Source organism: Paenibacillus salivarius (assembly GCF_051307165.1).
Lineage (GTDB): Bacteria > Bacillota > Bacilli > Paenibacillales > Paenibacillaceae > Fontibacillus.
Map to the genome: position 1 here is coordinate 1,225,609 of NZ_CP195592.1, position 26,561 is coordinate 1,252,169.

The following is a 26,561-nucleotide window of genomic DNA, read 5'->3' on the forward strand; positions in this document are numbered from 1 at the left end:
CGCAAATCGCGCCTCTCATGTCCGTTCGTCGTTTATTTCGGTTCTTTGGGTTCGAATAACGGCCCCGCTATCGGATATCCGGACTGTGTTATAATAGTGGGCAATAAATCGAAATGGACTGACGGGCGGGGATACGCATGAAATTGGAGCGCTTGATCTCCATCATCTACAAGCTGCTGAATCACGAAGTTTTGTCCGCATCCACGCTGGCCGAAGAGTTTCAAGTTTCCCAAAGAACGATCTATCGGGATATCGACGTGATCTGTGCCGCGGGCTTCCCGGTGGTATCGTATCAAGGAACCAAAGGCGGCTATGGCATCATGGACGGCTACAAAATGGATAGAAGTCTTCTCGGGTCTTACGATGTCAATTCGCTGATTACCGTGCTCAGAAGCCTTTCCACCGTATTTGAAGACGAACGAGCGGAAGGGACCATCGAACGACTGCAGGTTCTCGGACCGGAGCAGCGGGAAACGAGTCTGTCCGTGGACTTCGAAACCCGCCGGACCGAACCGGGCTCGCTTACTCTTCTGCGGACGGCCATTACCCGGCGAAATACCGTTGCTTTTGATTACATCAATGTTAAAAATGAACGCGCGACCCGTGAAATGGAGCCGGTCAAGCTTCATTTCAAACACGGCAATTGGTACTTATACGGTTACTGTCGGACGCGGCGGGATTTTCGGGAGTTCCGGCTGTCCCGGATGATGAATTTGTTCCTGAAAGAGGAGACCTTTCCACCGCATCAGGAAGTGCCGAAAAAAGAGGCCCGTTATTCAAACCAGGCATGGCAAGATCATGTGGAGGACGTCGTCATCCGAGTGGGACCGGAAGCGTTGGCGGCAGCATTGGACCAGTTTCATCAGGCGGATAAGCAATTTCATGACGACGGGAGCATGACGATGCGAATTCCTGTGTATGAGCCGCTTGGCGCGCGTTGGCTTTGGTCGATTTTGCTGAGCTTCGGCTGCGGGGCCGAAGTCCTCGAACCTCCAGGGTTAAGAGGCATCATAAAAGAACAGCTCCAACATGCGCTGAAACTTTATGAAGAAGTGTGACACGCTGATGTCATACTTCTTTTTTTATGATGATATCAGAAGAACCTTCAAATCCATTGCGAATCAAAAGGAGACGATTTCCATGACGAATCATCCCGCGGAAATGTTTGAATACCACACATGGGCAAACCGAACGATCCTGGGGAGAATCAAGGAGCTTCCGCCCTCGGTACTGAATCAGGAAGTGAACAGAATGTGTCTACCATGCTGCGCCAGTTGGGCCATGCATCCGTCATGAACGATTACGCTCTTTTTTGGAGATATTTCCGGGAACGGGGGAGCGGCCTCTTTTTCACTCTCCATTTTAGAAAGGAGAATATCTAACATCTATGGAAATCGAAAATCTGATTACGGTAAAATCGAAAGAGGATTTGAGGATTTGGCTGCAGGAAAACGGCGGGACCGAGAAGGCTTGCTGGGTCGTGGTCAGCATGACGCCAAAACCGGATACGCTGCTGTATTTGGACGCGGTAGAAGAAGCATTGTGCTTTGGATGGATCGACGGAATTAAAAAGAACATGTCCGAAACCGGGACGGTTCAGAGACTGTCTCCCAGAAGCAAAAAAAGTTCATGGACCGAATTGAATAAAGAACGTGTCCGCCGCCTCGAAAAGTTGGGATTGATGAGAGAAGAAGGAAGAAAGGTACTGCCTGATATGGGGCCCGATTCTTTTAAAATAGATAAGGTTGTAGAACAAAGGCTAAAAGAAGATAGGGAGGTATACGAGACTTTTTTGGCATTTCCGGCGCTTTATCAAAGAGTCCGGATCGACACCATCCAAAGCGTGAAACATCAGCCGGATTTATTTCAGCGGAGATTGGACAAATTTATCGCACATACGAAAGAAAACAAAATGTACGGCCAATGGAATGATCACGGACGTCTGCTGGATTATTAAGATGCATGGGTTTGCATAAAGGAGGGGGCGGAATATGAAGTCGGAGGAGGAAGCACTTCAGTTAATTCGTTGGCTTTCGACGGATATGGCTGAAAAAAGGAGATGGCTCACTTCTTTGGAAGGATGGAACGGTCATGTGTTCAGGTTAAAGTCGGTCGAAGCCTTTGCAAATCAAGGAAACCGGATAGATACCGGCATTTTTGAACTGGACGGCGGCGAATTTGTTTTTGTACCGGGAGGCAAATTCATGCTGGGGTGGGACCGGCCGCATGACCGCGACGCGAACATCGTGGCTGCGATCGGAAATGAACTGGAAACAGCCGGCGTTGAGGAGCCTGCCGAGGTTGCTCCCGGATTCAAATAGTTAAATTAACGGGAATTTCTCCATCTAATTTGGGACAATCGGAGCATTTCTTAATTTTAACCGGAAAACCTCCCTTTAATAGCTCTGTTTGGGTCATGATGAGACATTTTTGTGCAAATTAGCGGGAGAATTTCCGGTTAAATTTAAATATATCGCGTTCCGAAAGGAATTAACGGGAGGTTTTCCCGTTAAATTAAAGAGGCCGGCAGTTCAAGCAGGGTATACGTAAAGTGTACATCTGCTTAAACTGCCGGCCTTTGATTTTTTAGACGGCTTCCATCTTCTGTGCCGTGTAAAGCTTGTAATACAGCCCGCGCTTCGCCATCAGCTCGTCATGCGAGCCGCTTTCGGCGATGCCTTTGTCGGACACGTACATGATGCGGTCGCAGTTTTTGACGGTCGACAGACGGTGCGCGATGATGAACGAGGTCCGGCCTTTGAGCAGTTCGTTCAGGCCCTGCTGGAGCAGGCGCTCGGTCTTGGCGTCGATCGACGAGGTCGCTTCGTCCAGGATCAGAATCCGCGGATCGGCGAGCAGCGTCCGCGCGAAGGAGATCAGCTGGCGCTGACCTTGCGACAGCTTGGAGCCGCGCTCGTTGACCTCGGTCATGTAGCCCTGCTCAAACTCGCGGATGAATTCGTCGGCGCATACCGTTTTCGCGGCGGCGATGACTTCTTCCTCGGTCGCGTCAAGCTTTCCGTAACGGATATTGTCCATAATCGTGCCGGAGAAGATGAAGCTGTCCTGCAGCATGATGCCCATTTGGCTGCGCAGCGATTTCAGCGTCACCTGCGATATATCGTTTCCGTCGATCAGAATTTTGCCTTCGGTTACGTTGTAGAAGCGGGAGATCAAGTTCACGACCGTCGTTTTCCCCGCTCCCGTCGGTCCTACCAAGGCGATGCTTTCGCCCGCTTTGACATCGATGGAGAGGTTCTCCAGGATGTTGATGCCCGGATCGTAGGCGAAGGTGACGTCGTCAAATTTGACATTGCCCTGAACGGAAGGCAACTGCTTGGCGTTCGGCACATCGCTGACGGTAACCGGTTCGTCCAGCGTTTCGAAAATCCGCTCCAGATAGGCGACGGCATTGATGAAGTTATTGTACAGCTGCGAAAGGTTCAAAATCGGCTGCCAGAAGCGTGCCGCATAGGCGCCCATCGCGAGAATGACCCCGAAGGTGATGTCCTGCGGGCTCAGCGCGAGCAAGCCTACCAGATAGATCAATGTCGTTACGATCGTTGCCAGGTTGTCGACCGTGAACGGAATTAACGCGTTGTAACGAAGCGCCTTCATCCATTCCGTCCGGAAATTGCCGGCAAGACGGGTGAAGATCCCTTTATTGTGCTGCTCCCGGGAAAAGATTTGCGTCACGCGGATCCCGCTGATGCTTTCCTGCAAATACGCGTTCAGGTTGGAGCTTTTGTTGGATACCGCCTGCCAGGCGCGCCGTTGCCGGGTTTTGATCAGCAGCATGATGCCGAGGAAAACCGGCAGGCCGGCGATCGTAATCAGCGACAGGTGGACATCGACGGCGAACATGAAGGCCGCGATGAAGATCAGGTTCACGATTTCAAGAATAAAGTTGATGATACCGTTGGATAACACATCCGATACCGAGTTTACGTAATTGACGACCCGGATCAGGATTTTACCCTGCGGGCGGTCATCGTAATATTTAAACGGAAGCTCCTGCAGGTGCTTGAACAGATCCGTCCGGATATCGAAAATAATGTCCTGCCCGACTTTGGTCATAATCCGGGAACGAATCGTGGCAAAATATACGCTGACCACGATCGTCGCGAGAAACAGCATCGACCAGCCTACGAGCCCGGATACGTCTTTCTTCGGAATCGTCACGTCGACGACATGCTGCATGATGAGCGGGCCCGCCAGCGCGATGGCTGCCGACAGGGCGCTCAGCACGAACGCGATAATCATCGGTTTTTTCTGCTTTTTGATATAGACGAGAGCACGCCGGAAGTGGGTGATATCAAATGGCGACTCCAGATTTTCATCGACGTCGAATCTATTTCTAGCCAAGTTCGGTCACCGTCCTTCCAATGCCTTCGTTTTGCAGCATAAATACATCATAATAATAGCCCCGCTTCTTCAGCAGTTCGGCGTGCGTGCCTTCCTCGACCAGACGGCCGCCGTCCAGGATGAGGATGCGGTCGGCTTCGGCCGTGGTGGACACGCGTTGGGCGATAATGATTTTGGTGCAAGGAAAATCAAGCTCGCGCAAGCTCTTCTGGATATGTTCCTCGGTCTCGAGGTCGACGGCAGAGGTCGTATCGTCCAGAATGAGGATCGGCCGCCGGACCGCCATGGCCCGCGCCAGCGCGATGCGCTGTTTCTGTCCGCCGGACAGGCCGACGCCGCGTTCGCCGACGATCGTGTCATATCCTTCCGGCATTTTGGTAATGAAATCATTCGCGGCCGCCAGCCGCGCATACTCAACGACCTGCTCTTCCGGCAGATCGGGGTCGCCGTAAGCGATATTCCCGTCGATCGTATCGGAGAACAGCAGGACGTCCTGGGTAGCGATCCCGACATTCCCGCGAAGCTCGTCGAGCTCCAGCTTACGAACGTCTTGGCCGTCCACCAGGACGCGGCCCTTCGACACATCGTAAAAGCGCGGGATCAGGTTGATGAGCGATGTTTTCCCCGATCCGGTCGAGCCCATGATGGCAACGGTTTCACCCGGTTCGATCGTAAAACTGATATCGTCCAGCACGGTAGCATTATCATATTTGAAGCTGACGTTTTCGAATTCGATCCGTCCCGCGTACCGGCGTTTTTCCACGTCGTTGTGTTCGTTGACGATATTAGGACGGGCATAGTACACATCGACGATTTTGGCCACACTGGCGAAAAAACGTTGGAAATCGTTAATGATAATCCCGATATTGCGCATCGGGTTCGATACGGCCCAGATCAGCGAAGAGAAAGCCGCGTATTCGCCGAAAGTAATCCGGCCGTTCATGACGAAATAACCGCCCGCAATCATCAGGATTACGTTGAAAGCCTGGGCGAACGTCTCCAGATAAGGGAAGTAGTCCAGCCACACGAGTGCCGCCTTTTTGTTGGCCTGTGAAAAGTTGACGTTTTTCTCGGTGAATTTCTCCACTTCGAACTCCTCGCGTGCGAAAGCCTTGACGACGCGGTTGCCTGCGATATTTTCCTGTGCGGTCGTGTTCAGCTGGGACAGCCGCTCCCGCAGATCCACATACATCGGGCGGACCCGCTTCGCAAACAAATAGGCCACGACAAAAATCGGCGGCGACAGAATGAGCAGCCACAGCGTCAGTTCGGCATCAATCGTGAAAAAATAGATGACCGCAGCGATAAAGATGGTTACCGATTCGATGATCGTTTTAATAATCCACGCCAACGAATGCCGTACCATATCCAAGTCGCCGGTCATCTTCGTCATGAGGTCGCCTGTTCGATTGTGATCGTAATATTGCATATCCTGTCCTTGAATCTTGTTGTACAAAAAAATGCGGATGCGGTAGAGCATGTTTTGCGAAGACCGCTCGTACTGCATCGTCGTTAAGTAAGCCAGCCCTGTGCGCAGTAAGGAAAAACCGATCATTCCGATACATAACGCGATCAATAGCCCGCGCTGGTCGGTCAGATTTTGCACTGCATTATCCCCGGTTATGAACGTATCGACAATCTGTTGGCCTATGTACGGATTGACGATGGTGAGCGATGAGCCCACCACGGATAAAATGAGTGCGACAATGTACCTTGTTCGGTCCCCTTTCAGGTTCTGCCACAGCCACTTCATTTCGAACATGTGATCACCTGTTTCTGTTTGTTTTTTGATTCATGATGAAAAATCGGAATTACCCTATCCAACAAACTAAGGTGATTATAACACTTAAATAGGCCGTGTGGACCATCAATATTACAACCCGAATTTTAGGTTTTCAAACGCAATAAACGGATACTTCCAAGATGGGAAAGGCACAATGAAAAAGAAAAAAAATAATTTTCCAGGAGGATGAACGATGGACAAGGAAATGAGCTACGGCGAGGATTATAAATACATTCCGACAAGCTCCGTCAGCAGCGGGGAAAGCCTGGAGGTGCTGCCGGATCTGTTATGCCATACGGTACAAATCGTCAATATCGCACTGGTCGGCGAACCGGAATCCCATGCTTTTGTTCTGATCGATGCGGGGATGCCGGGGTCAGCGAATGAAATCATCGAAGTCACGGAAAAACGTTTCGGACCGGGCGGACGTCCGGAGGCTATCCTGCTCACGCACGGGCATTTCGACCATGTCGGCGCGATCATCGAGCTGGTAAAGCATTGGGAGGTTCCCGTTTATGCCCATCCTTTGGAGCTTCCTTATTTGACCGGTGAAAAAAGCTATCCCGTTCCCGATGCGACGGTGGAAGGGGGCATGGTCGCCAAAATGTCTCCGATGTTCCCGAACGAGCCCGTAAACCTTGGCCGGCATGTCCGGACGCTTCCGGAAGACGGAGCGGTGCCGCACCTGCCGGGTTTCCGCTGGATTCACACGCCCGGGCATTCGCCGGGACATGTGTCCTTTTTCAGAGATAGGGACAGGGCGCTGATTGCAGGCGACGCGTTTGTGAACGTCAGGCAGGACAAGCTGTACAAGGTGGTTACCCAGCAGCAGGAATTAACCGGACCGCCGAGATATTTGACCACCGACTGGAAAGCGGCCAAGGAATCGGTCGCCAAGCTTGCGGCTCTGGGTCCGGCGGTAGCCGTTACGGGACACGGTCTGCCGGTATCGGGCGGTGTCTTGAGTTCGGGCTTGGAGCGTCTTGTGCGGAATTTTGACGAATTGGCCGTTCCGGATTACGGGAAATATATAAATTAACAAACATTTACAATTCCTATGTTTTCTACTAATAAACCGCTGCGAGAATAATAGAAGGTTTACTAGTATGAAAACATGGGAGGGTAATTCATGAACAAGTTTACCGGAATCTTGGCGAAATCTTGGAAGGCCGCGGCGGCGTTGTCGCTCGCCTTTTCGCTGCAGCTCGGGTTGGGGGCCGCCCCCTCGGCGTTAGCCGAAGGACCGGCCGATCCCGCGCCGGTGATTGCTCCGAAGGTCGTCAATGAAAATGCGGGCAAAAAGATTCTGTTCGACAACACCCATGGACAGACCGCGGGTGCGGCCGACTGGGTCATTGACGGCGGGTTTTCCGATTTTGGACATGCCTTGGCCGGGGAAGGGTTCGAGGTGAAGGAGCTGCGCAAGAGCACTCCCATTACTTATAGCGATCTAAGCGATTATGAAGTATTCGTCCTTGCAGAGCCGAACATCCCTTTTAAACAAAGCGAGCAAGCGGCGATGGAGCAGTACGTTGAAAACGGAGGCAGCATTTTCTTTATCGGGGACCATTATAACGCCGACCGCAACAAAAACCGCTGGGACGGCTCGGAATCGATCAACGGGTACCGGCGCGGGGCTTGGGAAGATCCCGCGAAAGGCATGAGTCAAGAAGAAAGAAATTCGTCCGCCATGCAAGGCGTGGTCAGCTCCGACTGGCTCTCCGACAACTTCGGCGTCCGATTCCGGTATAATGCGCTCGGAGATATAACGGCAAATCAAATCGTTGCCCCGGACCAGGCGTTCGGCATTACGGAAGGGGTGCAGGGCGTGGCGATGCATGCCGGATCGACGCTGGCGATCACGGACCCTGCCAAAGCCAAGGGCATTGTATATCTGCCCGAGACGGATGATGCCTGGGGCAATGCGGTGGATCAAGGGGTGTATAACGGAGGAGGCATAGAAGAAGGGCCTTATGTCGCCGTTTCGAAGGTTGGACTCGGAAAAGCGGCGTTTATCGGCGATTCCTCTCCGGTCGAGGATGCTTCCCCGAAATATTTGCGCGAGGAAACCGGCACGAAGAAGACGACGTATGACGGCTTCAAGGAGCAGGACGATGCCGAGTTGCTCGTCAATTTGGTGGATTGGCTGGCCACACAGGAGAATTACTCAAGCCTGGAAGAAGTGTCGGGACTCGAGTTGGACGAGGTGACCGCCCTGCATCCGTTTGAGGCTCCCCAAGCTTCCACGGAACCTCAGTCGGAACCGTGGTCCGCTCCGGCCGCCGGATACAAATGGTGGGATCCTTCCACGTTCAAACCGGGCTCCTACGGTGGTCCTTCCATCGACGACAAGGTCGTCTACGGGTTCGAGCATCAGGCCGTGCTGCCTAATGCGGCGGATTTCCAAATCCGCGTTGCGGTGGACCATCTTCCGGCCAATTCCACCGTATCGGGGTTCAGCGTCGGGATTTATTTGACGGGAGGAACCCAGATCGCGAAGATTCAAAACGCGGACGGGACCTGGCCTTCCGCATACGGATACGGCAGCACGTTCAGTTTGACCGCGAATAGCCAGGGCCGGGCTTTCAAAGATCTGACCGTTCGTCTTAAGCCGGGGGTGACCGGTACGGCGAATCTTCGACTGAGACAAAACGGCAGCAACCTGTTGACGAAGTCCGTGTCCATCGCGGATGTGCCTGCCGAGCCGCTGCCGGAGGAGAACGGCGGAATCCCGGAGCTGATCTCGATTTCGGAAGCCCGGATGCAGCCGGAAGGCACGCTGGTCACGGTTGAAGGTACGATCACGACGGAACCGGGAATTTTCGGAGGACAAGCGTTCTATGTGCAGGATGAAACCGGCGGCATCTATGTGTACCAAAGCGCGAGCGGGTATCATCAGGGAGACATCGTCAAAATTACCGCGCCGTTAGAGTTATATAATACGGAGCTGGAGCTGGCGAACCTGGTTTCGATCGAGAAGACGGGGAGCGGGGCGGAATTGCCGGAACCGAAAGCGGCTGTTTCCGTCAGCGATGAAAATCAGGGGCAATTGCTCGAAATCCGCCGGGCCGAAATCCGTAATATCATTACCGTCGCACCGTCGGGATCGTTCGAGTTTGACGCCGTCAGCGGCGATGTCAGCAACCATGTGCGGGTGGACGCGAGAACCGGGTTGACGCTGGATGATTTTCCTTATAAGGAAGGTCAAGTCGTGGATCTGCGCGGCGTATCCGCCATTTTCAAAGGAGTATATCAACTGAAACCCCGCGGACTCGGTGACATGACGCTGTCGGCGCCTGTCGAAGAACCCGGGGAAGAACCGGAGGAAGGACCCGCCGTCGGGGCTCCGGGACAACCGGTCCTGTCGGACGATAACGGGCATGACACCGGACTTCGGGACGGGAATTACACGGTGACGATGAACATGTGGTGGGGAAATAACGGGACAGCGCTCAAATTGTATGAAAATGATGTATTGATCGAGACGGTTGACTTGACGGACGTTTCCCCGGCAGCCCAATCGAAGTCCTTTTACATTGCAGGCAAAAAGAACGGAACCTACACCTATACCGCCGAATTGATCAATTCCAAAGGCGTGACGAAATCGCAACCGCTTGTCGTTACAGTTACGGATGCCGCCCCCGGCAAATCGGTGTTATCGAACGATAATTGGGACGGGGACGGGGAGTATAAGGTGACCATGAATTTGTGGTGGGGGACGAACGGTTCCGGATACCGGCTTTATGAGAACGGGCAATTGATCGACACGCAAGCGCTGTCCGAGGTGACGCCGGGAGCACAGCAGGCTGTTTCGGTTGTGAGCGGGAAAGCCGCCGGAACGTATGAGTACGTGGCGGAGCTTGTGAACGCTGCGGGGGAGACCTCCAGCGAAGTCATGACCGTTGTCGTAAAGTAAAAAGTGCATGATGCGTAAGTTAGGCGCCGATCGCGGGATCGGCGTCTTTTTTGGCGGAAACTATCGGCTTCTTAGGGGCTGGGTTTCGAATATAAATTTTCCCGAGACGATCCAGGCACGTAGCTTGATGAAGATGTCCCGGAATGGATAGCGGAGGACGACGAGCCGGCGGCCAGGAATCGAAATAACATCAACCTCGGATATTCTCAATTCCAACTTGCGTCAATTTCAATAGAATAAGGATGTTAAATAAATATACAAAAACAGTAATATTAACGGTAGTATTAAATATTGCCGGTATGGGGGCTTTCTTTTATTTAGTTGAAACAATCTAATGAAACTAAACAACGGGGCTAAAATTAAAAATAGGAAATATATTACTATAATGTTTCCGGAATAACCGTAAAATGCCATAGCATATAACAAGTAAAGAGTATTAAACACTTCTTCTTTATTTTTTAATACTGTAGAGATAGATATAAATAGAAGGGAGGATATAGGGAAAATATAATTTCCGAATAATAATTTTGCTTCGGCGAAATTCGATTTTTGATAAATAAAAAAAGAGATACCGATAATTAGGAGTACGAGTAATTCCGTATAGTACCATACGGTGATGATTCTGTTTTTATTCATTTGTTCTCCTTACGTTAGAAAGACTGGAACATATAAACAGTTCCAGTCTTTTGTTTTTATTATTATTTATAGACTGTATAAGTAATGTTTTTAGTATACTGATCAAATTCTGGGACTTCAAAATAAGGGTAATAATTCCATGGAACCCATACAGTATCTTTTCCTCGACTTGTAGTGTAAGTCATTATCACCGATTGACCGCCAGCTCTTTCTATCGATCGAATTGTTTCTGCATCCAGATAACTGCCGATTGTTGACAAGGCGCCGTAAGCACTAATAATAGTTCCGATTATTGGGAATTTGACACCTACCAAAAAACCAATCAAGGTTGTATATACATCGTTCCAAGTTGTTAATTCACCGTCTTTATAGTCATTAATAAGTTTTAATGTTGCTGAAGGTGATAGATATTGGTCTTCTATCCTAGCTCCAAACAAATTACCATAATACAAGTCATAATATACTTCTCCACCCTTTGATGCATAAACCAGGTCATCGACGCCTTGAATGCTAACGCCTTGTTGTTTAGAGAAATGCTCCTGAACTCGTTGTGTGAAATATGCATAAGACTCAGGAGATGCATTTTGTTGAGCGAGTTGTTTTGTAACAATTTTCATTACGGCATCTTCTGTCAATACGGATGCCACTTTACCTTCTGTTACATCTTCTGATTGATTATGTAGCGGATTAGCGAAAGCACTTGCAGAAGGTACAAGTAAAGATGCAGACAAAAGTGTGACTAATAACTTTTTCATTATTATTCCCCCTATGTCAATAAAATTACTTTCAAATCCTATAATGCCATAAATATATCTTAATTGTAAATAGATGGATTAAATTATTTGATAGAATAGGCCCCTTTTTTACATTCCGACCATGGACGACATTGGAGGGAGGGAGCTTCAATCAGCAACCATAAACGTTGACATCTTTTGGTCAACAATAAAATGAAGATCAGACGAACGACTCCAGCCCCGGACAAATCTTCTTTTTCGGGTAGCGGATTCTCATTGATCTCAAGGAATTCTTCGTAACTAACACGACTCCCTTACATGACTATATCTCCAAGCTATTTGTTTAATCCGTGCCAAAGCGTCTCAATTAAAGGTGTCGCGATCGAATTCGGCTTGGCCTCACTCGCTAAAGTCGAAATTTCATACAGGAAATTTACGAAAAATTTCGTAGATGGGAATCTGAAGTTTTTTCCAATTTTTATATTGACGGCGTCCGGTCTCACGAATAATATATGCTGTGAAAGCGTTTTACAGCTGTAAACATGTTTCGCTTCATTTTCGTTTTTGGCGTTGCGATTTTCACTTTATACGAAAGTTGAGGGGAAGAGATGAGCAAACAAAAAGGTAAGAGGCATTTGTCAGGATGGTTGGCGTTGATTTTGCTGGTGACCAGCTTTACGGCAAATGCAGGCGCTTTGGCCAGCGAAAAATCGAAACCGGTTTCGAAACTGCCGGAATGGGCATCCGATTCTTTGGAACGGTGGAATTCGGCCGGGATCATCCAGGGATATGAGGATGGTTCGATGCGTCCGGACCGGCAAATCCGTGCGATTGAATTTGCGGTCATGATGAACCGGCTTTTCGGATTCCAAGAACCGGCCGGGGAAGAAACAGCAGGTCAAACCGGCACGGAAGCCTGGTATGCGAAGGATTTATCGTTGGCCTTGCAGGAAGGATATCTCCAACTGCCGGAAACGGGCGAGATCGGCAAATCGGCGGAAGCCGAACTGACGAGAGGCGAAGCTGCCCGGAGTTTGGGCAGATTGTTCGGTCTGGGCGAAGACGGTCCGGTCAAACCGGGTGTCTTTGGCGATGTGGCCTCCCTGGATCAGGAAACGCAGCGGGCGATTGCCGCTTTGGCCTCCGGCGGATATATTAACGGGTATCCTGACGGATCGTTCAAGCCGAACCGGACGATTACCCGGGCGGAGATGGCCGTAATTCTGGATCGGCTGCTGGCTGCATACATTTCGGAAAGCGGTTCCAAAACCATCGGAATGATTTCCGGAAACGGCCTGCTCAACCGCGCGGATACGGTGCTTCGCCAAGGTACGGTTTCGGGGAACCTGTATTTGACGGAAGGCATCGGAAGCGGAAAAGCCGGGCTTGACCGCGTAAACGTGCAAGGCATCTTGTTTGTTCGCGGCGGGGTCAAAAACGTCGAGATCAAGGACTCGAACATTACCAAGCTGGTTGTTTTGCAGGCTAAAGGTGCCGGCAATTCCGGCAGTCTTCCCGTTATCACCATTTCCGGCCAAATCGGCGAGCTGCATTTATCGGGACCGGCGGAAATCGTGCTTGCGGACGGGGCGCAAGTCGGAAAGGTTATCGTATCGGAGCGGGCGAGTGCTTCCGCCATCAAGGGAACAGGTACGGTAGCCAGTCTGAAGATTGAGGCGCAAAGTCTGTTGATTAACGGTAAGGCGTTCAGCAAAGGCGAATATACCGACGTAAAAGTCGAAGCTTCTTTCGGGACGCAGCCGCCGGTCGCGACAACGCCAGGTTCATCGTCCGGCGGAAGCGGAAGCGGCGGCGGAAATTCGGGAGGCGGCGGATCCAACTCGCCGTGGACTCTGGTTTGGAGCGATGAGTTTAACGGGACCTCACTCGACCGGAGCAAGTGGACGTTCGATCTTACCAACGGCGAATCGGTCGGCAATCCGGGCTGGGGCAACAACGAGCTTGAGTATTACACGGACCGTCCCGAAAACGTCAAAGTGGAGGACGGAAACCTGGTCATTACGGCGATAAAGGAGCAGCAAAAATACGAAGGCTATGACTATACCTCCGCCCGCGTCAAAACGAAGGGACTGTTCAGCAAAAAGTACGGCAAGTTCGAAATCCGGGCCAAAGCGCCCGGCGGAAAAGGGTTATGGCCCGCCATCTGGATGCTTCCGGAACATGATGTTTACGGAACGTGGGCGGCTTCCGGCGAAATCGACATCATGGAAGGATGGGGCAGCGATACGGGCAAAATAGGCGGCACGCTCCATTACGGCGGCCAGTGGCCTCGCAACATGTATACCGGCAAGGAGTACCGGTTCTCGAACGGATCGACGATCGAGGATTATCATGTTTACGGCCTGGAATGGGAGCCGGGCGAAATACGCTGGTATGTGGACGGTCTTCTCTATGCCACCCAGAACGACTGGTTCAGCATCAGCGAAGGCCAGCCGGCGAACAACGCTTATCCGGCGCCTTTTGATGAAGCGTACCACTTGCTTATGAATTTGGCCGTCGGCGGAAACTTCGACGGGAACCCGACCGCCGATACGGCTTTCCCGGCGCAAATGAAAGTCGACTACGTGCGGGTATACGAATTGACGGGAAGAGCTTACCGCGAGCCGGTACCGCCTTCCCTGCCGAAAGAGGACTACGCGGCAGGATCGATCGAACCGCTTCCCGACGGCAATCTCATGCGCAACGGGGATTTCACCAAACATAACGAAGCGCCGGGCGTTCCGCAGATCGACGGCGTAGACAATACGGATTATTGGAATCTGTATACCGGCGAGGGCGGTGCCGGAAGCCTCGCGATTGAACAGATCGATGGTCATAATTTCGCGAAGGTGACCATCAGTCAGGGCGGAAATCAGCCGTATTCGGTCCAACCGCTCGGTATCGTTTCTTTGGCGAAAGGGCGCAATTACAAATTAAGCTTTGACGCCAAATCGGAAGGGCAGCGCAGCATAAGCGTCAAGCTGACCGGCGGCAGCTCCCGGGGCTTTGCGGTTTATTCCCAGGCGCTTCAGGCCGATCTGGGCAGTCAACTGAAACATTATGAAGTAACGTTCCAAATGAAGCAGGATTCCGACGCGGCGGCCCGGATCGAGTTTAATATGGGCATGAACACGCTGCCGGTATGGATCGGCAATGTCCGGCTCGAAGAGCTCGACAGCATCGAATTCGATCACGACGTTCCGAAGCTGCCGCTGGGCGACGGGAACCATGTATATAACGGAACCTTTGACCAAGGCGAAACGAGCCGCTTGAGCTACTGGCATGTGCTTACCCGGGACGGTGCCAAGGCAGCGGCGTCCGTAGACCCGTCGGAGCGCAAGTTTAATCTTGCAATCGCGGCAGGAGGCAGCGGCAAATCAAGCGTTCAGCTTTTGCAAAGAGGAATCTCCCTAATTCAGGGGCTGGAATATGAGCTGTCGATTGAGGGAAAAGCTTCGACAGGCCGGACGATCGAGGTGGAACTCGCGGACGCGAACGGTAATCCGTACGATAAACGGGAGATTACCTTGGGAACTTCCACGTCCGTTCAAAAGGCCTTGTTGAACATGCAGGCTCCTTCGGATCAACAGGCACAGTTGATATTCCACCTGGGCGGAGAAAAAGGAACGCTGCAGCTCGACAATATCAGGCTGGTGCGGACCACGGAGTATTTTGAACCGGACACCGTATTTTATCCGCTAGTGAACGGGGACTTCACCGATGAACTTGCGCCGTGGCAGTTTGTCGCGCCGGAGGGCGGGGGAGCCGGAAGAGCGGAGCAAAATAACGGCCAGGCTAAAGTGCATGTCGATAACAGCGGTTCACTGCCGCACTCGGTGCTGTTCTTCCAGGAAGGATTGCCTCTCTCCAAGGGATTGACCTACATTGTTGAATTCGACGCCTCTTCTTCTTTGGCACGCCAAATGAAAGCAACCGTCGAAAACTCCAGTTATGCCGCAAGATGGGCGGATACGGTACAGCTGAGTTCGGAGATGAAGCACTTCAGCTACGAGTTCAAAGCACCGGCGGATGAAGCCGTGGGATTGAAGTTTTTGCTCGGAAAAATCGGCACCCAGATCACGGACGCCCATGAGATTACTATCGATAATGTGAAGCTGATGGTGAAGGGCGCACCGGTACTGGAAGCTCCCGCTTTGAAGGCAGACAGCACGAATAATGCACCCGGCAGCGATATCGTGCTTTCTTTCCGGGACAATGAGGCATGGAGGAACGCGGTAACTTCGGTCACCGTCAACGGGTCGCAGATGACTGGTTACACGATCGCTGCGGGTTCCATTTCGCTTCCTGCCTCCTCGTTCCCCGCACCGGGGAACTATGAAATCATCGTCGCAGCGGCAGGGTACGCGAACGCAAAAGTCACGCAAACGATCCTTTCCGGCGACGGAAATCTGGTCGTTAACGGCGATTTTGCGGCCGGAGACTCATCCTGGACGTCCTGGACGGGAGATGGTGGAAGCTTTGACGTATCCGCCGGTCAGGGATATGCCGCATTGACGATTAACGCGACCGGACCGAACAATTGGAGCAACCAGTTCTATCAGGAAGGCATTCCGATGCAAGCGGGAAAAACGTATGAGCTCAGCTTCAAGGCCTGGTCGACGGAGGCAAGGGATATCACGGTGGAATTTTCAAATACGACCGGCGGTCAGGCGGTCTTTACCCCGACGGCCACGGAGTCGACTTACAGCGCAACGTTTACGGTCGGTACCAATGCTCCATTGAAATTGAACTTCCTGATCGGAAAGGGGCAGAGTCATTTTGCGGTTCCGCACGTCCTGTATCTGGACGATATCATGATCAAGGAAGTCGCCGGACCGGCGGGCGGCGATTTGCAGAACGGCACGTTTACCGGCACGACCGATCCTTGGCAGCTTTATGCCTCCGACGGATCCAATGCGGTCATGAGCATTGTCGGCGACGAGTTGTCCGTGGATTTTGCGAATTACGACGGTTGGAATCCCTGGTCTACCCAGGTTTATCAGGATAATCTGAAGCTGGAGAGCGGAAAAACGTACACGCTATCGTTCGAAGCGCGTTCCACGCTGGACGGCAAACCGTTTGCTGTGGAATTGATCAATCCATCCGGCGGCAAACCTTTCGAAAAGAGCGGTTTAACTCTATCCGCCGCGGGTCAAACCTGGACGTACGAATTCACGCATAGCGGACCGGATGAGCAGAACGCCAAACTTGTTTTCCTGCTGGGAAGCCAGAACGTGGACGGCACCGCGTTTACGCCTCATCAAATTTTGCTGGATAACGTCATCTTGGCTGAAAAATAAATAACGGAAAGCTGTTGACCGGGGGTCTCCGCCCCCGGTTATCCTCGCATATGGAAGCAATTTCATTGACTTCCCTGCCGATGACGGCTACAATTTCACAGGGGGAATGTCAAATTTGCCCAGTCATGGCGGGAGTTGAATTGGCAAGTGATTACGATTTATGATATCGCGAAAGCGACGGGGTTTTCGCCGACGACCGTTTCGAAGGTATTCAACGGATACTCGGATGTCAGCCCGAAAACCCGAAGAAAAATCATGGAGACGGCCGAGGAGCTAGGATACGTACCGAACGCCCAAGCTCGCTCGCTGACGATGAAGCGGTCCTGGACGATCGGGGTGCTGTACATTGAGCCGTCGGGCGCGGGCATGCTTCATCCTTATTTTGCCGGCGTCATTGAAGGTTTTAAAAGCATCGCAACGTCGCGGGGATATGACTTGATGTTCCTTTCCAAGGATATCGGCGGCAAAAAAAGCAGCTATCTGGAACGTTGCAAAATTCGCGGGATCGACGGCGTCGTCGTGATTTTGCCGGATTATTCGGACCCGTATTTTACGGAGCTGCTGGAGTCGGATATTCCATGCGTTCTGCTGGATCAGGAATCGGAATCCAAAAGCACGGTCTATTCGGACAATTTCGACGGAAGCAAGCAAGCGGTCGAATATTTGCATCGTCTCGGCCACCGGGAGATCGCCCACATTGGCGGCGGGGACAGCTTTGCGGGACGGAAGCGGCATGCGGGGTATTTACAGGCTATGGAAAGTCTCGGGTTGCCGATTCAAAGCGAGCACATCATTCAAGGCAGCTACGATTACACGGTGGAGACCGGCAAGATGGCCATGGAGCGGCTGCTTCAGGCAAGCGTGCGGCCTACGGCCGTGTTTGCCGCGGGAGACAATTTAGCGGTTGGCGCGATGATGACGCTGAAGAAGCAAGGTCTGAGAGTGCCAGAAGATATTTCAATCATTGGATTCGACGATATCGAAATGGCCAAATATTTGACGCCGCAGCTGACGACGGTTCGGCAGGATACGTATGCACTTGGCAGTAAAGCCGCCGACATGTTAATCTCTTCTATAGAAGGCGGGGAACGCACCCCGTCCGCAATGATTCCGGTCGAATTGATGATCAGGGAGTCGTGCCGGGAGGTTTAGGCGATTTCCGTAAACCGGGAGTGCGCCGCCACTGGGAAAGAAAGCGCGACAACTGCGTCTGGAGTAGATGAATTATTGCATTACCTGTATTTAAAAGTCGAAATCGGAGCTTTTAAAAATCGCCGGAAAACAATCCACTTTTATATGCAAGGAATGAAATAAATTATTTTTTTGAAAATTTCGAAACCGGTTTCGAATGGTTTTACTAGTGAACTAAATTTTAAATTTTATTATTTCGGGAGGGTATACAAATGCCGGATTACAAATTTGAACAGGATACGTTCGTCATTGAGGATTTTGATAAGGCGAAGCCGTTCTCCAGCTTTTTGCCGGGGTTGGCGGGATTGAAGGGCATTCCGATGTGGACGTTTTACGTGAATCGCGGTCAGGCGATCGCCAGCTTCGGGATTCGGGACAAGAACAGTCCGATCATGGAGTTTTCTCCGGCGAGCATTACCTACCAATCCGTATCGATGAAAGGATTCCGGACATTCGTGAAATTTGCCGGTGCCGAGGGGATTTACGAGCCGTTCCAAAGCGCGGTCCCGGATTCCGCGGCAAAACGGAGCATGCGGATTTTGGCCAACGAAATCGGCATCGAAGAGATCCATGAGGCCAAAGGGCTGCGGACGAAAGTCACTTATTTTCACGTTCCGAACGATGACTATGCCGCCCTGGTCAGAAAAGTAGAGCTCACGAACCTGTCGGAGGAAACGCTGCGGATGGAAGTGCTGGACGGCCTTCCGGAGATTCTGCCTTACGGGGTCGAGAATGCGGCTTATAAGGAAATCGGCAACCTGCTTCGCAGCTGGATGGAGGTCGAAAACTTAGAAAACGGGGTTCCGTATTACCGCAATCGTTCCAGCGTTTCGGACGAGGCGGAGGTCAGCGAAGTGCGCAGCGGGCACTTTTACCTGTCGTTCGACGAGAGCGGAAATGTGATCAAACCGTTTGCGGATTTTGAAATCGTGTTCGGCGGTAACACGTCGCTCGGATATCCGGAAGGCTTCGCTGCGGCGACGCTGGCCGAACTGGCGACCCGGACGCAATACTGCACGAACAAAGTGCCTTGCGGGTTTACGGGGGTAAGCGCAGAATTGGCTCCCGGAGAGAGCAGAACGATTTACAGCCTGATCGGCCACTTTGACAGCGTGGAACGACTGAACGAAAAGGTGCCGTCGATCGCTTCCCCGGCCTATGTGGAGCAAAAGCAAAAAGAAGCCCGGGAACTGACCGACACGCTGACGGCCGATGTGGCGACCAAAACGGCGATGCCGATGTTCGACGCTTACGCCAGACAAAGCTATCTGGACAATTTTTTGCGGGGCGGATATCCGTTTATTTTTGAAAACGGCCGTGAAGGCTTTGTGATTCACTTGTATTCCCGCAAGCACGGCGATCTGGAGCGGGACTACAATTTCTTCTCGATCGCGCCGGAATATTATTCACAAGGGAACGGCAACTTCCGCGACGCGAACCAGAACCGCCGCAGCGACATTTACTTTAATCCTCGGGTAGGTTCGTTTAATATCAAAACCTTTTTCAGCCTGATTCAGGCCGACGGTTACAATCCGCTGGGAGTCGAGGGAACGAGTTTTCATGTACCGGAAAGCCGGGCGGCGGAGCTGACGGAATGGTTGAAAAAAACAGCAGGAAGCCATGTTGAAGAACTCCATGCGTTGTGCCGCGGCAAATTTACGCCGGGTAAGCTCATTTCGTATATCGTGCTGAACGGGGTAACTTTGCAGGTGGAGGAGAACGAATTTCTCGCCGGCGTTTTCTCGCTGGCCGAGCAGCAAATCGAAGCCGCCTTTGGCGAAGGCTACTGGTCGGATCATTGGACCTACAATATGGATCTTATCGACAGCTATCTGGACATTTTCCCGGACCGGAAAGCCCGGCTTTTGTTTGAAGAAAACGACTATACGTTTTTCGATAGTCCGGCAAGAGTGCTGCCGCGGAGCGAAAAATATGTGCTGAACGGGGAGCATGTCCGTCAATACGGATCTCTGGAGCACGATGAGGAAAAAATGCAGCGCTTCGGTCTGACGCCGAAAAGCACGAACTGGCTGAAAACCGGCCATGGAAGCGGAGATATTTACCGCACGAATCTTTTCGTCAAGCTGCTGTCCCTGTCCCTGAACAAGTTCGCTACCTTGGATCCGTATGGCATGGGTATCGAAATGGAAGGGAACAAGCCCGGATGGAACGATGCGATGAACGGGCTGCCGGGGCTGTTCGGTTCGGGGATGAGCGAAACGTTCGAATTGAAGCGGATGCTGAAGTTCGTCCTGGAAGCGTCCAAGGAATCGGGCGAAAAAGAAATCAAGGTTCCGGAAGAGATGGCCGGTTTGCTGGAAAAAGTGACCTTATTGCTGAATCGTCACCTGGAAGGCGGACTCGATACGTTCGGATATTGGGACCAGGTCGCCTCCGCGCGCGAACAGTACCGCGACAGCATCCGGTTCGGCATTTCCGGCAGTGAACAATCCCTGCAGGTTATCTCCCTCATTCCGATATTCGAGGCGATGATTCGCAAGGTGGACGCGGGGATCGCGAAGGCGATCCAGCTCGGGGGAGGATTGACGCCGACGTATTTCGCGTTCGAAGCCGCCGAATATGAAGCGGTCCTTGATGAAAAAGGCGCGCCGGTGATTAGCGGTTACGGCCTGCCGAAGGCCAAGGTGAAGAAGTTCGAGGCCCGCCCGCTTCCGCATTTCCTGGAAGGCCCGGCCCGATGGATGAAAACCCTGGAGGATCCTGCGGAGGCGAAGAAGGCCTACGAAAATATCCGCCGGAGCGATCTGTTCGACGGCAAGCTGAAGATGTACAAAACGTCGGTCAGTCTGGATCATGAATCCCATGAAATCGGCCGTATCCGCGCGTTTACGCCGGGCTGGCTGGAGCGCGAGTCGATCTTTTTGCATATGAGCTATAAATATTTGCTTGCCCTCCTGAAGAGCGGGCTGAAGGAACAATTTTTCGAGGAAATCCGCACCTCGCTCATTCCGTTCCTGGATCCGGCGGTTTACGGGCGAAGCACGCTTGAAAATTCGTCCTTCATCGCTTCGAGCGTGAATCCCGACCCGCAGGTGCACGGCAGAGGATTCGTGGCCAGACTCAGCGGTTCGACCGCGGAATTTATCAGCATGTGGATTACGATGATGGCCGGCAAAGACATTTTCCGTATCCGGGACGGTGAGCTTCGGCTTTGCCTGAACCCGTCGCTTCCGGGCTGGCTGTTTGACGAGAACGGCGAGGTGTCGTTCAAATTCCTCGGCACCACTAATGTGACTTATCATAATCCGGGGAAACGAAACACTTACGGTGAAGGAGCCGTTTCCATCGTTCGAATCACGCTGCTGATGGAGGATGGTACGAGCTTGAACATCGAAGGCCCGGTGATTCAAGGCGAGCTCGCGCATGCGGTGCGCAGCGGCCGCGTTCACGCGATTCGGGCAGAACTCGCATAAGCAAAGTTACGAGCAGGTTCCCGGAGACTCCCCCGCAAGGGGGAGCCCGGGATTATACATATGGCCTGATATGGTCGAAAAATCATACATAATGCTCGATTTTGGGCCAATATTGACCAATCTGTATGAAATATCGTACAGAAAAGGCTTCAGGATCGGTAATGCGGCCCAATAAGGTCGAAAGATCGTACACAATGCTCCATTTCGGGCGAATTACGAAGATTGTGTATGAAATATCGTACAGAAAGGGTGGCAGGATCGGTAATGTAGACTATTAGGGACCGTGAAAAGGGAGCAGCGAAAATTTCCGTAGTCCTTTCGTTTTAAAATTAGCCCGAAAATTTAGCGGTTTCGCCTTATTTAGTTAAAATATTGAAACATTTCCTTGACCTGGATGTTCGCGGGAAGTAAGAATGGAGATGTAGCAGTCGGACCGCGGCCGTCTGGAACAATTCATGTTCAACGGAGGTTATGTATGAAGAAGCTGATCTCTTGCATGCTGGCGATATTTGTCGGAATCTCTCTTTTTCCGGTTGAATTGAATGCGTTTTCAGGGGAATCCGGCACAGGGCGCGGATCCTATTCCACCGTTCTGCCACCCGGAGCCAATCCGGTTCAGTCCACGATTTACAAAACGTCCGGAGCAACGGGGAAAATGCCCACGAACGACTGGTGGAGCAGCTTGGCCTGGGTGCCTTTTTCCGAAGCGCAATATCCGCATCCCCTGGCAATGAAGCATCAGACGGACGGCATCCGGATTTATAATCCGGGGTCGCGAATTTCCGCGCAACCGGATTTTGTCGCAGGATGGATGAACGATATCCATGACTTTACGGTCGGGCACTCCGGGGTGTCCGCTTTTCCCGATGCCAAGGTGGACGGATTCAGCGATTGGTTCGTCAAAGCGTTGTATCAGCAAAACGACAAGTCGATGAGCGTAACGTACGGGCACGGGTCGCCATATGTGTATTTTACCTTCGGCGGGGGAAATCCGAAGCTGAGCTTTTACACTCCTCCCCAAGTTTGGTCCGGGGGAGCGAACAGCAGCGTGCTCGGAATCACGATCGAGGGAGCGCATTACGGGCTATTCGGCCCTTCGGGAAGCACCTGGACCGGGATCGGCACGGGCTCGCTGACGAACCTGATGAACGGCAAAAATTACTTTTCGATCGCAGTTTTGCCGGAAGCCTCGGATGCGGCACTGAATAAATTCAAACAGTATGCCTATTCGCATGTGACGGATACCAAAGCGGAATATGCGTACAACGAAAGCAACGGAGAGGTGACCACGACATTTTCGGTCAGCACCGCGGCGAAAGAGGGAAACCAGGCGGGGACGATTTTTGCGCTCTATCCGCATCAGTGGAAAAATACGCAATCCTCTTTTATGGCTTACACTTATCCATCGGTCAGAGGGACGATGAAAACGGTGGAGGGAACCTCTTTTCAAACGAAAATGAAATTTACGGGCGTGCTGCCTTCCTTGCCGGATCTCGGATCCTACGATAAAAACACGCTGAATCAATATGTGAACGAAGCCGCTTCGGAAACGTACGGAGACGCGCCCGACACGTACTGGATCGGCAAACGCCTCGGCAAGCTGGCGACGCTCGCCCCGATCGCGGACCAGTTGGGCAACACGACGGCGGCAACGAAGTTCCGGAGCGAAATCAAAAGCAGGCTGGAAGACTGGTTCAAGGCGAGCGACGGCTCCGGCAACCTGAAAAGCGGCAACGTGTTCTACTACGACAACAACTGGGGGACGATGATCGGATACCCGGACAGCTATGGTACCGCCCAGGAGTTGAACGACCACCATTTCCACTACGGTTATTTTATCAAGGCCGCGGCGGAAATCGCCAGAACGGACAAAGCCTGGGCCAGTGACGCGAATTGGGGGGCGATGGTCAAGCTGTTGATCCGCGACATCGCGAGCACCGACCGGCAGGACCCGATGTTCCCGTATTTGCGCAACTTCGATCCGTATGCCGGGCATTCCTGGGCCTCCGGGCACGCCCGTTTCGGCGACGGCAACAATAACGAGTCGTCTTCGGAGGCGATGAACGCCTGGGCCGGGATGATCTTATGGGGAGAGGCGACCGGGAACAAAGCGATCCGCGACGCGGGCATTTATTTGTACACGACCGAGATGAACGCGATCCAGGAGTACTGGTTCGACGTAACGGGGAGCAATTTCCCGCAGGGGTTTGAACGCGAGACGGCAAGCATGATCTGGGGAGGAAAAACGGTCGGCAATGCGACGTGGTGGACCGCCAATCCGACCGAAGTTCACGGGATCAACTGGCTTCCTTTCAGCTCCGCATCCCTCTATTTGACGCAATATCCGGATTATGCCGAACGGAACTACAACGCGCTCCTGAGCGAAAGCGGCGGGAACTTCAGCCCGTGGGAGGATTTGGTTTATATGTACCGCGCCATTTCCAACCCCGGGGACGCCATCGGCAAGATGAACGCTCGCATCCAGGCGTTGACGCCGGAGCAGGGGAATTCCAAGGCGAATATGTATCACTGGATTCACAATCTGAACGCGCTCGGCCATGCGGACCGCACCGTAACGGCGGATTATCCGCTCTATGCGGTATTTAACAAAAACGGGGCCAAGACATACGTTGTCTATAACATGACGGGCAGCGCCAAAGAGGTGACGTTCTCGGACGGACATCGGGTGACCGTGCAACCCGGCAGTTTTAACGTAGGGGGAGGAAGCGGCGGAAAACCGGACCCGGGCAACCCCGGAAACCCCGGAAACCCCGGCAATCCCGGCAACCCCGGTGATCCCGTAACAACGGAAGATTACACGGCAGGAGTGACTCGCATTTCTTCCAACGAGGTAAGCATTTATATTACGCCCGTCGTTCCGGCGGCTTACGTGGACGTGCATTATGTTGCGGATGGAGGCGGACAGCTCAATTACCGCATGACCAACGATAACGGGACTTGGAGGCAGACGGTAGGCGGATTAAGCGCGGGTTCGGTGATCGAATACTGGTTTACCTACGAAAAGTCCGGACCGCAGTACGATTCGCCAAGGTATTCCTATACGCAGTCCTGAGCAGGCAGACTTTCTGGAGCGTCGTGCAGAGGAAAACTCGACAAACCCGGAACCATGAATTGACAAATGGTTCCGGGTTTTATATAACTAATCTATAGACCGACCGTCGGTCGGTAATGAAGCGAAACCGGGGGAAGAGGAAGGAAGGTATCCATGCGAACGATCAAAGATCCCGAAGAAAGAAGAAACGAAATCCTGGATACGGCGGAACAACTCTTTATGAGCAAAGGGTATGACAAGACGACGATCCACGATATTTTGAGTGAAATCGGCATTGCGAAGGGAACTTTTTATCATTATTTCAAATCCAAAGAAGAGGTGCTGGACGCCATCGTCATGCGGATCGTGGATGCCGGGGTAAAGACGGCGAAGGGTATCGCGTCCGACGGATCGTTGACCGTCCATGAGAAGTTTTTACGCATCATGCTGGCTCAACAGCCGGACTCCCATGCCCGGCAGCACCTGATCGATGAGCTCCATCACGCGGATAACGCATTGCTGCACCAAAAGAGCTTGTCCGAAACGGTTCGACGGCTCACCCCCGTGCTGCAGGAAGTCGTGGAGCAGGGGATGGGCGAGAAGTTGTTTAATGCGCCTTATCCGAAGGAATCGATCGAATTTTTGCTGACGACGGCGGTGACGATGTTTGATGAAGGCATTTTCCAATGGCAGCCGGATGAGCTGGGGCGTAAGATTGAGGCCTTTATCTATGCCATGGAGACGTTGCTTGGAGCGGAACGGGGCAGTTTTGCATATATCGCTAAGCTCTTTTTGTCAGGCCATGCCGATGAACCCGAAGGACATACCGCCGGATGAGCGCGAACGCCTACCCGAAATTTCTGATACTATGGCTGGGCGAGCTGGTTTCCGGCATCGGGAGCGGTTTGACCGCCTTCGCTCTGGGCGTGTACGTATTTCAGACCACCAATTCTGCCGCCGCGGTTTCCCTCGTCACGCTTTGCGCGTTTTTGCCGATGATTCTGTTAAACCCGCTTGGCGGAGTGCTCTCGGACCGGTACGACCGGCGGGTGATGATGATGTTGGGGGAAGGCGGATCCGCGATAGGACTCCTCTTTATTTTGGCAATCCTCAGTGCAGGTGATGCGGAGGTTTGGCAGATTTGCGCCGGGGTGGCCCTCAGCAGCGCATTCGCTTCCTTGACGGACCCGGCATATAAAGCAACCATCACGGAATTGCTGACCGAGGAGCAATATGCGAGGGCCAGCGGTCTGGTCCAGCTTGCGGGCTCCTCCAAATATTTGCTGTCTCCGGTGATCGCCGGATTTTTGCTCGGATTTACGGACATCAAAATGATACTCCTGCTCGATATCTGCACATTTTTCTTTACCATGCTAACCCTCGGCATCGTCCGTAGAACCATTGCCGTTCGGGATAAGGCCGGCGGACTGAACCGGCTTGGACGGGATTTGTCGGCCGGGTGGCAATGCATTATCGCCCCCAGAGGCGTTTTCCATCTGACCCTGCTTCTTGCGCTCATCACTTTTTTCATGGGACTTCTTCAAACGTTATTCACTCCACTCGTACTCCCGCTATCCAACACGAAAACACTCGGCATCGTAGAATCGGTTAGTGCCACGGGGCTGCTTGCCGGCAGCCTGTTTATCGGAGGGTTTAACCTTACCGGCTCTTATTCACGGATTTTGGCGGTATCTCTGGGCTTCTCGGGGTTATTTTTCGCGCTGCTCGGGTTATCCGCGGATGTCAGCATGATTACGATTGCGGGATTTTTGTTTTTTGCCGCACTTCCTTTTGTCAATACATGCGCGGATGTGCTGATCCGGAAAAATATCCCGAACGAAGCGCAGGGGAGAGCATGGGGATTGATCGGCGTCATCTCGCAACTGGGTTATGTCGCCGCGTATGCCGTCGCCGGGATTTTGGCGGACCGGATCTTCAACCCGCTGATCATGGAAGGCGGAGCACTGGCTTCTTCCGTAGGAAGGGTGATCGGTACCGGAGAAGGAAGGGGAATCGGCTTCATGTTCATCGTATCCGGCGCGTTGGTTGCGGGGCTTGCGGTCATGATCGGGAGAATGCGGTCGATCCGGGAACTGCAAACCCGGGAGTAATCCATTTATTTTTAAATAGAGGTAGGGATAAGAGATGCT

At 52.5% G+C, this 26,561-nt stretch carries 14 protein-coding genes; 11 read left to right on the forward strand and 3 right to left on the reverse strand.

The window, feature by feature from the left end; all coding sequences use genetic code 11:
* Window positions 1-137: 137 nt before the first annotated feature.
* From ACSFXJ_RS05495 to ACSFXJ_RS05505, 3 genes are all read left to right on the forward strand, one after another.
* On the forward strand, window positions 138-1,058 hold the full coding sequence (locus ACSFXJ_RS05495; protein WP_435924203.1) for a helix-turn-helix transcriptional regulator: 921 nt from the start codon (window positions 138-140) through the stop codon (window positions 1,056-1,058).
* 329 nt (window positions 1,059-1,387) lie between these two features.
* Window positions 1,388-1,957 carry a YdeI/OmpD-associated family protein gene (locus tag ACSFXJ_RS05500; RefSeq protein WP_435924204.1) on the forward strand — a complete coding sequence of 190 codons (570 nt, stop codon included), beginning with the start codon at window positions 1,388-1,390 and terminating at the stop codon, window positions 1,955-1,957.
* A gap of 34 nt (window positions 1,958-1,991) precedes the next feature.
* The gene (locus ACSFXJ_RS05505; protein WP_435924205.1) at window positions 1,992-2,321 is read left to right on the forward strand and encodes a hypothetical protein; all 330 of its coding nucleotides are present in this window, start codon (window positions 1,992-1,994) and stop codon (window positions 2,319-2,321) included.
* Window positions 2,322-2,586: 265 nt separating this feature from the next.
* Here the strand turns inward: ACSFXJ_RS05505 and ACSFXJ_RS05510 are convergent, their stop codons facing one another.
* Both ACSFXJ_RS05510 and ACSFXJ_RS05515 read right to left on the reverse strand, forming a co-directional pair.
* Window positions 2,587-4,365: an ABC transporter ATP-binding protein gene (locus ACSFXJ_RS05510; RefSeq protein WP_435924206.1), complete on the reverse strand. Its 1,779-nt coding sequence runs from the start codon at window positions 4,363-4,365 to the stop codon at window positions 2,587-2,589.
* On the reverse strand, window positions 4,358-6,127 hold the full coding sequence (locus ACSFXJ_RS05515) for an ABC transporter ATP-binding protein (protein ID WP_435924207.1): 1,770 nt from the start codon (window positions 6,125-6,127) through the stop codon (window positions 4,358-4,360). Before ACSFXJ_RS05515 ends, ACSFXJ_RS05510 begins: the two co-directional genes overlap by 8 nt.
* 214 nt (window positions 6,128-6,341) lie before the next feature.
* On the opposite strand from ACSFXJ_RS05515, the gene ACSFXJ_RS05520 reads away from it, so the two are divergent.
* Both ACSFXJ_RS05520 and ACSFXJ_RS05525 read left to right on the forward strand, forming a co-directional pair.
* A complete protein-coding gene (locus ACSFXJ_RS05520) occupies window positions 6,342-7,187 on the forward strand; it encodes an MBL fold metallo-hydrolase (RefSeq protein ID WP_435924208.1) in 846 nt (281 codons plus the stop codon).
* 90 nt (window positions 7,188-7,277) lie between these two features.
* Complete coding sequence (locus tag ACSFXJ_RS05525; RefSeq protein WP_435924209.1) at window positions 7,278-10,064, forward strand: chitinase N-terminal domain-containing protein; 2,787 nt, start codon at window positions 7,278-7,280, stop codon at window positions 10,062-10,064.
* A 698-nt stretch (window positions 10,065-10,762) separates the two neighbouring features.
* Here the strand turns inward: ACSFXJ_RS05525 and ACSFXJ_RS05530 are convergent.
* Window positions 10,763-11,455: a hypothetical protein gene (locus tag ACSFXJ_RS05530; RefSeq protein WP_435924210.1), complete on the reverse strand. Its 693-nt coding sequence runs from the start codon at window positions 11,453-11,455 to the stop codon at window positions 10,763-10,765.
* 587 nt (window positions 11,456-12,042) lie between these two features.
* Here ACSFXJ_RS05530 and ACSFXJ_RS05535 point away from each other — a divergent pair.
* The 6 genes from ACSFXJ_RS05535 to ACSFXJ_RS05560 all read left to right on the forward strand — a co-directional run bounded on the left by ACSFXJ_RS05535 (window position 12,043) and on the right by ACSFXJ_RS05560 (window position 26,522).
* On the forward strand, window positions 12,043-16,734 hold the full coding sequence (locus tag ACSFXJ_RS05535) for a carbohydrate binding domain-containing protein (protein WP_435924211.1): 4,692 nt from the start codon (window positions 12,043-12,045) through the stop codon (window positions 16,732-16,734).
* A 147-nt stretch (window positions 16,735-16,881) separates the two neighbouring features.
* A complete protein-coding gene (locus ACSFXJ_RS05540; RefSeq protein ID WP_435924212.1) occupies window positions 16,882-17,886 on the forward strand; it encodes a LacI family DNA-binding transcriptional regulator in 1,005 nt (334 codons plus the stop codon).
* Window positions 17,887-18,137: 251 nt separating this feature from the next.
* Window positions 18,138-21,359, forward strand: coding sequence for a cellobiose phosphorylase (locus ACSFXJ_RS05545; RefSeq protein WP_435924213.1), 3,222 nt, complete (start codon window positions 18,138-18,140; stop codon window positions 21,357-21,359).
* Between the two features lie 475 nt (window positions 21,360-21,834).
* A complete protein-coding gene (locus ACSFXJ_RS05550; RefSeq protein WP_435924214.1) occupies window positions 21,835-24,432 on the forward strand; it encodes a glycosyl hydrolase in 2,598 nt (865 codons plus the stop codon).
* Between the two features lie 153 nt (window positions 24,433-24,585).
* Window positions 24,586-25,248: a TetR/AcrR family transcriptional regulator gene (locus ACSFXJ_RS05555; protein WP_435924216.1), complete on the forward strand. Its 663-nt coding sequence runs from the start codon at window positions 24,586-24,588 to the stop codon at window positions 25,246-25,248.
* Window positions 25,245-26,522 carry an MFS transporter gene (locus ACSFXJ_RS05560; protein WP_435924217.1) on the forward strand — a complete coding sequence of 426 codons (1,278 nt, stop codon included), beginning with the start codon at window positions 25,245-25,247 and terminating at the stop codon, window positions 26,520-26,522. The genes ACSFXJ_RS05555 and ACSFXJ_RS05560 overlap by 4 nt, the downstream gene beginning before the upstream one ends.
* Window positions 26,523-26,561 lie beyond the last annotated feature (39 nt).

Coding starts and splice junctions, on each gene's coding strand:
- ACSFXJ_RS05495 (WP_435924203.1), top strand. CDS start 138: ATGAAATTGGAGCGCTTGATCTCCATCATCTACAAGCTGCTGAATCAC.
- ACSFXJ_RS05500 (WP_435924204.1), top strand. CDS start 1,388: ATGGAAATCGAAAATCTGATTACGGTAAAATCGAAAGAGGATTTGAGG.
- ACSFXJ_RS05505 (WP_435924205.1), top strand. CDS start 1,992: ATGAAGTCGGAGGAGGAAGCACTTCAGTTAATTCGTTGGCTTTCGACG.
- ACSFXJ_RS05515 (WP_435924207.1), bottom strand. CDS start 6,127: ATGTTCGAAATGAAGTGGCTGTGGCAGAACCTGAAAGGGGACCGAACA.
- ACSFXJ_RS05520 (WP_435924208.1), top strand. CDS start 6,342: ATGGACAAGGAAATGAGCTACGGCGAGGATTATAAATACATTCCGACA.
- ACSFXJ_RS05525 (WP_435924209.1), top strand. CDS start 7,278: ATGAACAAGTTTACCGGAATCTTGGCGAAATCTTGGAAGGCCGCGGCG.
- ACSFXJ_RS05530 (WP_435924210.1), bottom strand. CDS start 11,455: ATGAAAAAGTTATTAGTCACACTTTTGTCTGCATCTTTACTTGTACCT.
- ACSFXJ_RS05535 (WP_435924211.1), top strand. CDS start 12,043: ATGAGCAAACAAAAAGGTAAGAGGCATTTGTCAGGATGGTTGGCGTTG.
- ACSFXJ_RS05545 (WP_435924213.1), top strand. CDS start 18,138: ATGCCGGATTACAAATTTGAACAGGATACGTTCGTCATTGAGGATTTT.
- ACSFXJ_RS05550 (WP_435924214.1), top strand. CDS start 21,835: ATGAAGAAGCTGATCTCTTGCATGCTGGCGATATTTGTCGGAATCTCT.
- ACSFXJ_RS05555 (WP_435924216.1), top strand. CDS start 24,586: ATGCGAACGATCAAAGATCCCGAAGAAAGAAGAAACGAAATCCTGGAT.
- ACSFXJ_RS05560 (WP_435924217.1), top strand. CDS start 25,245: ATGAGCGCGAACGCCTACCCGAAATTTCTGATACTATGGCTGGGCGAG.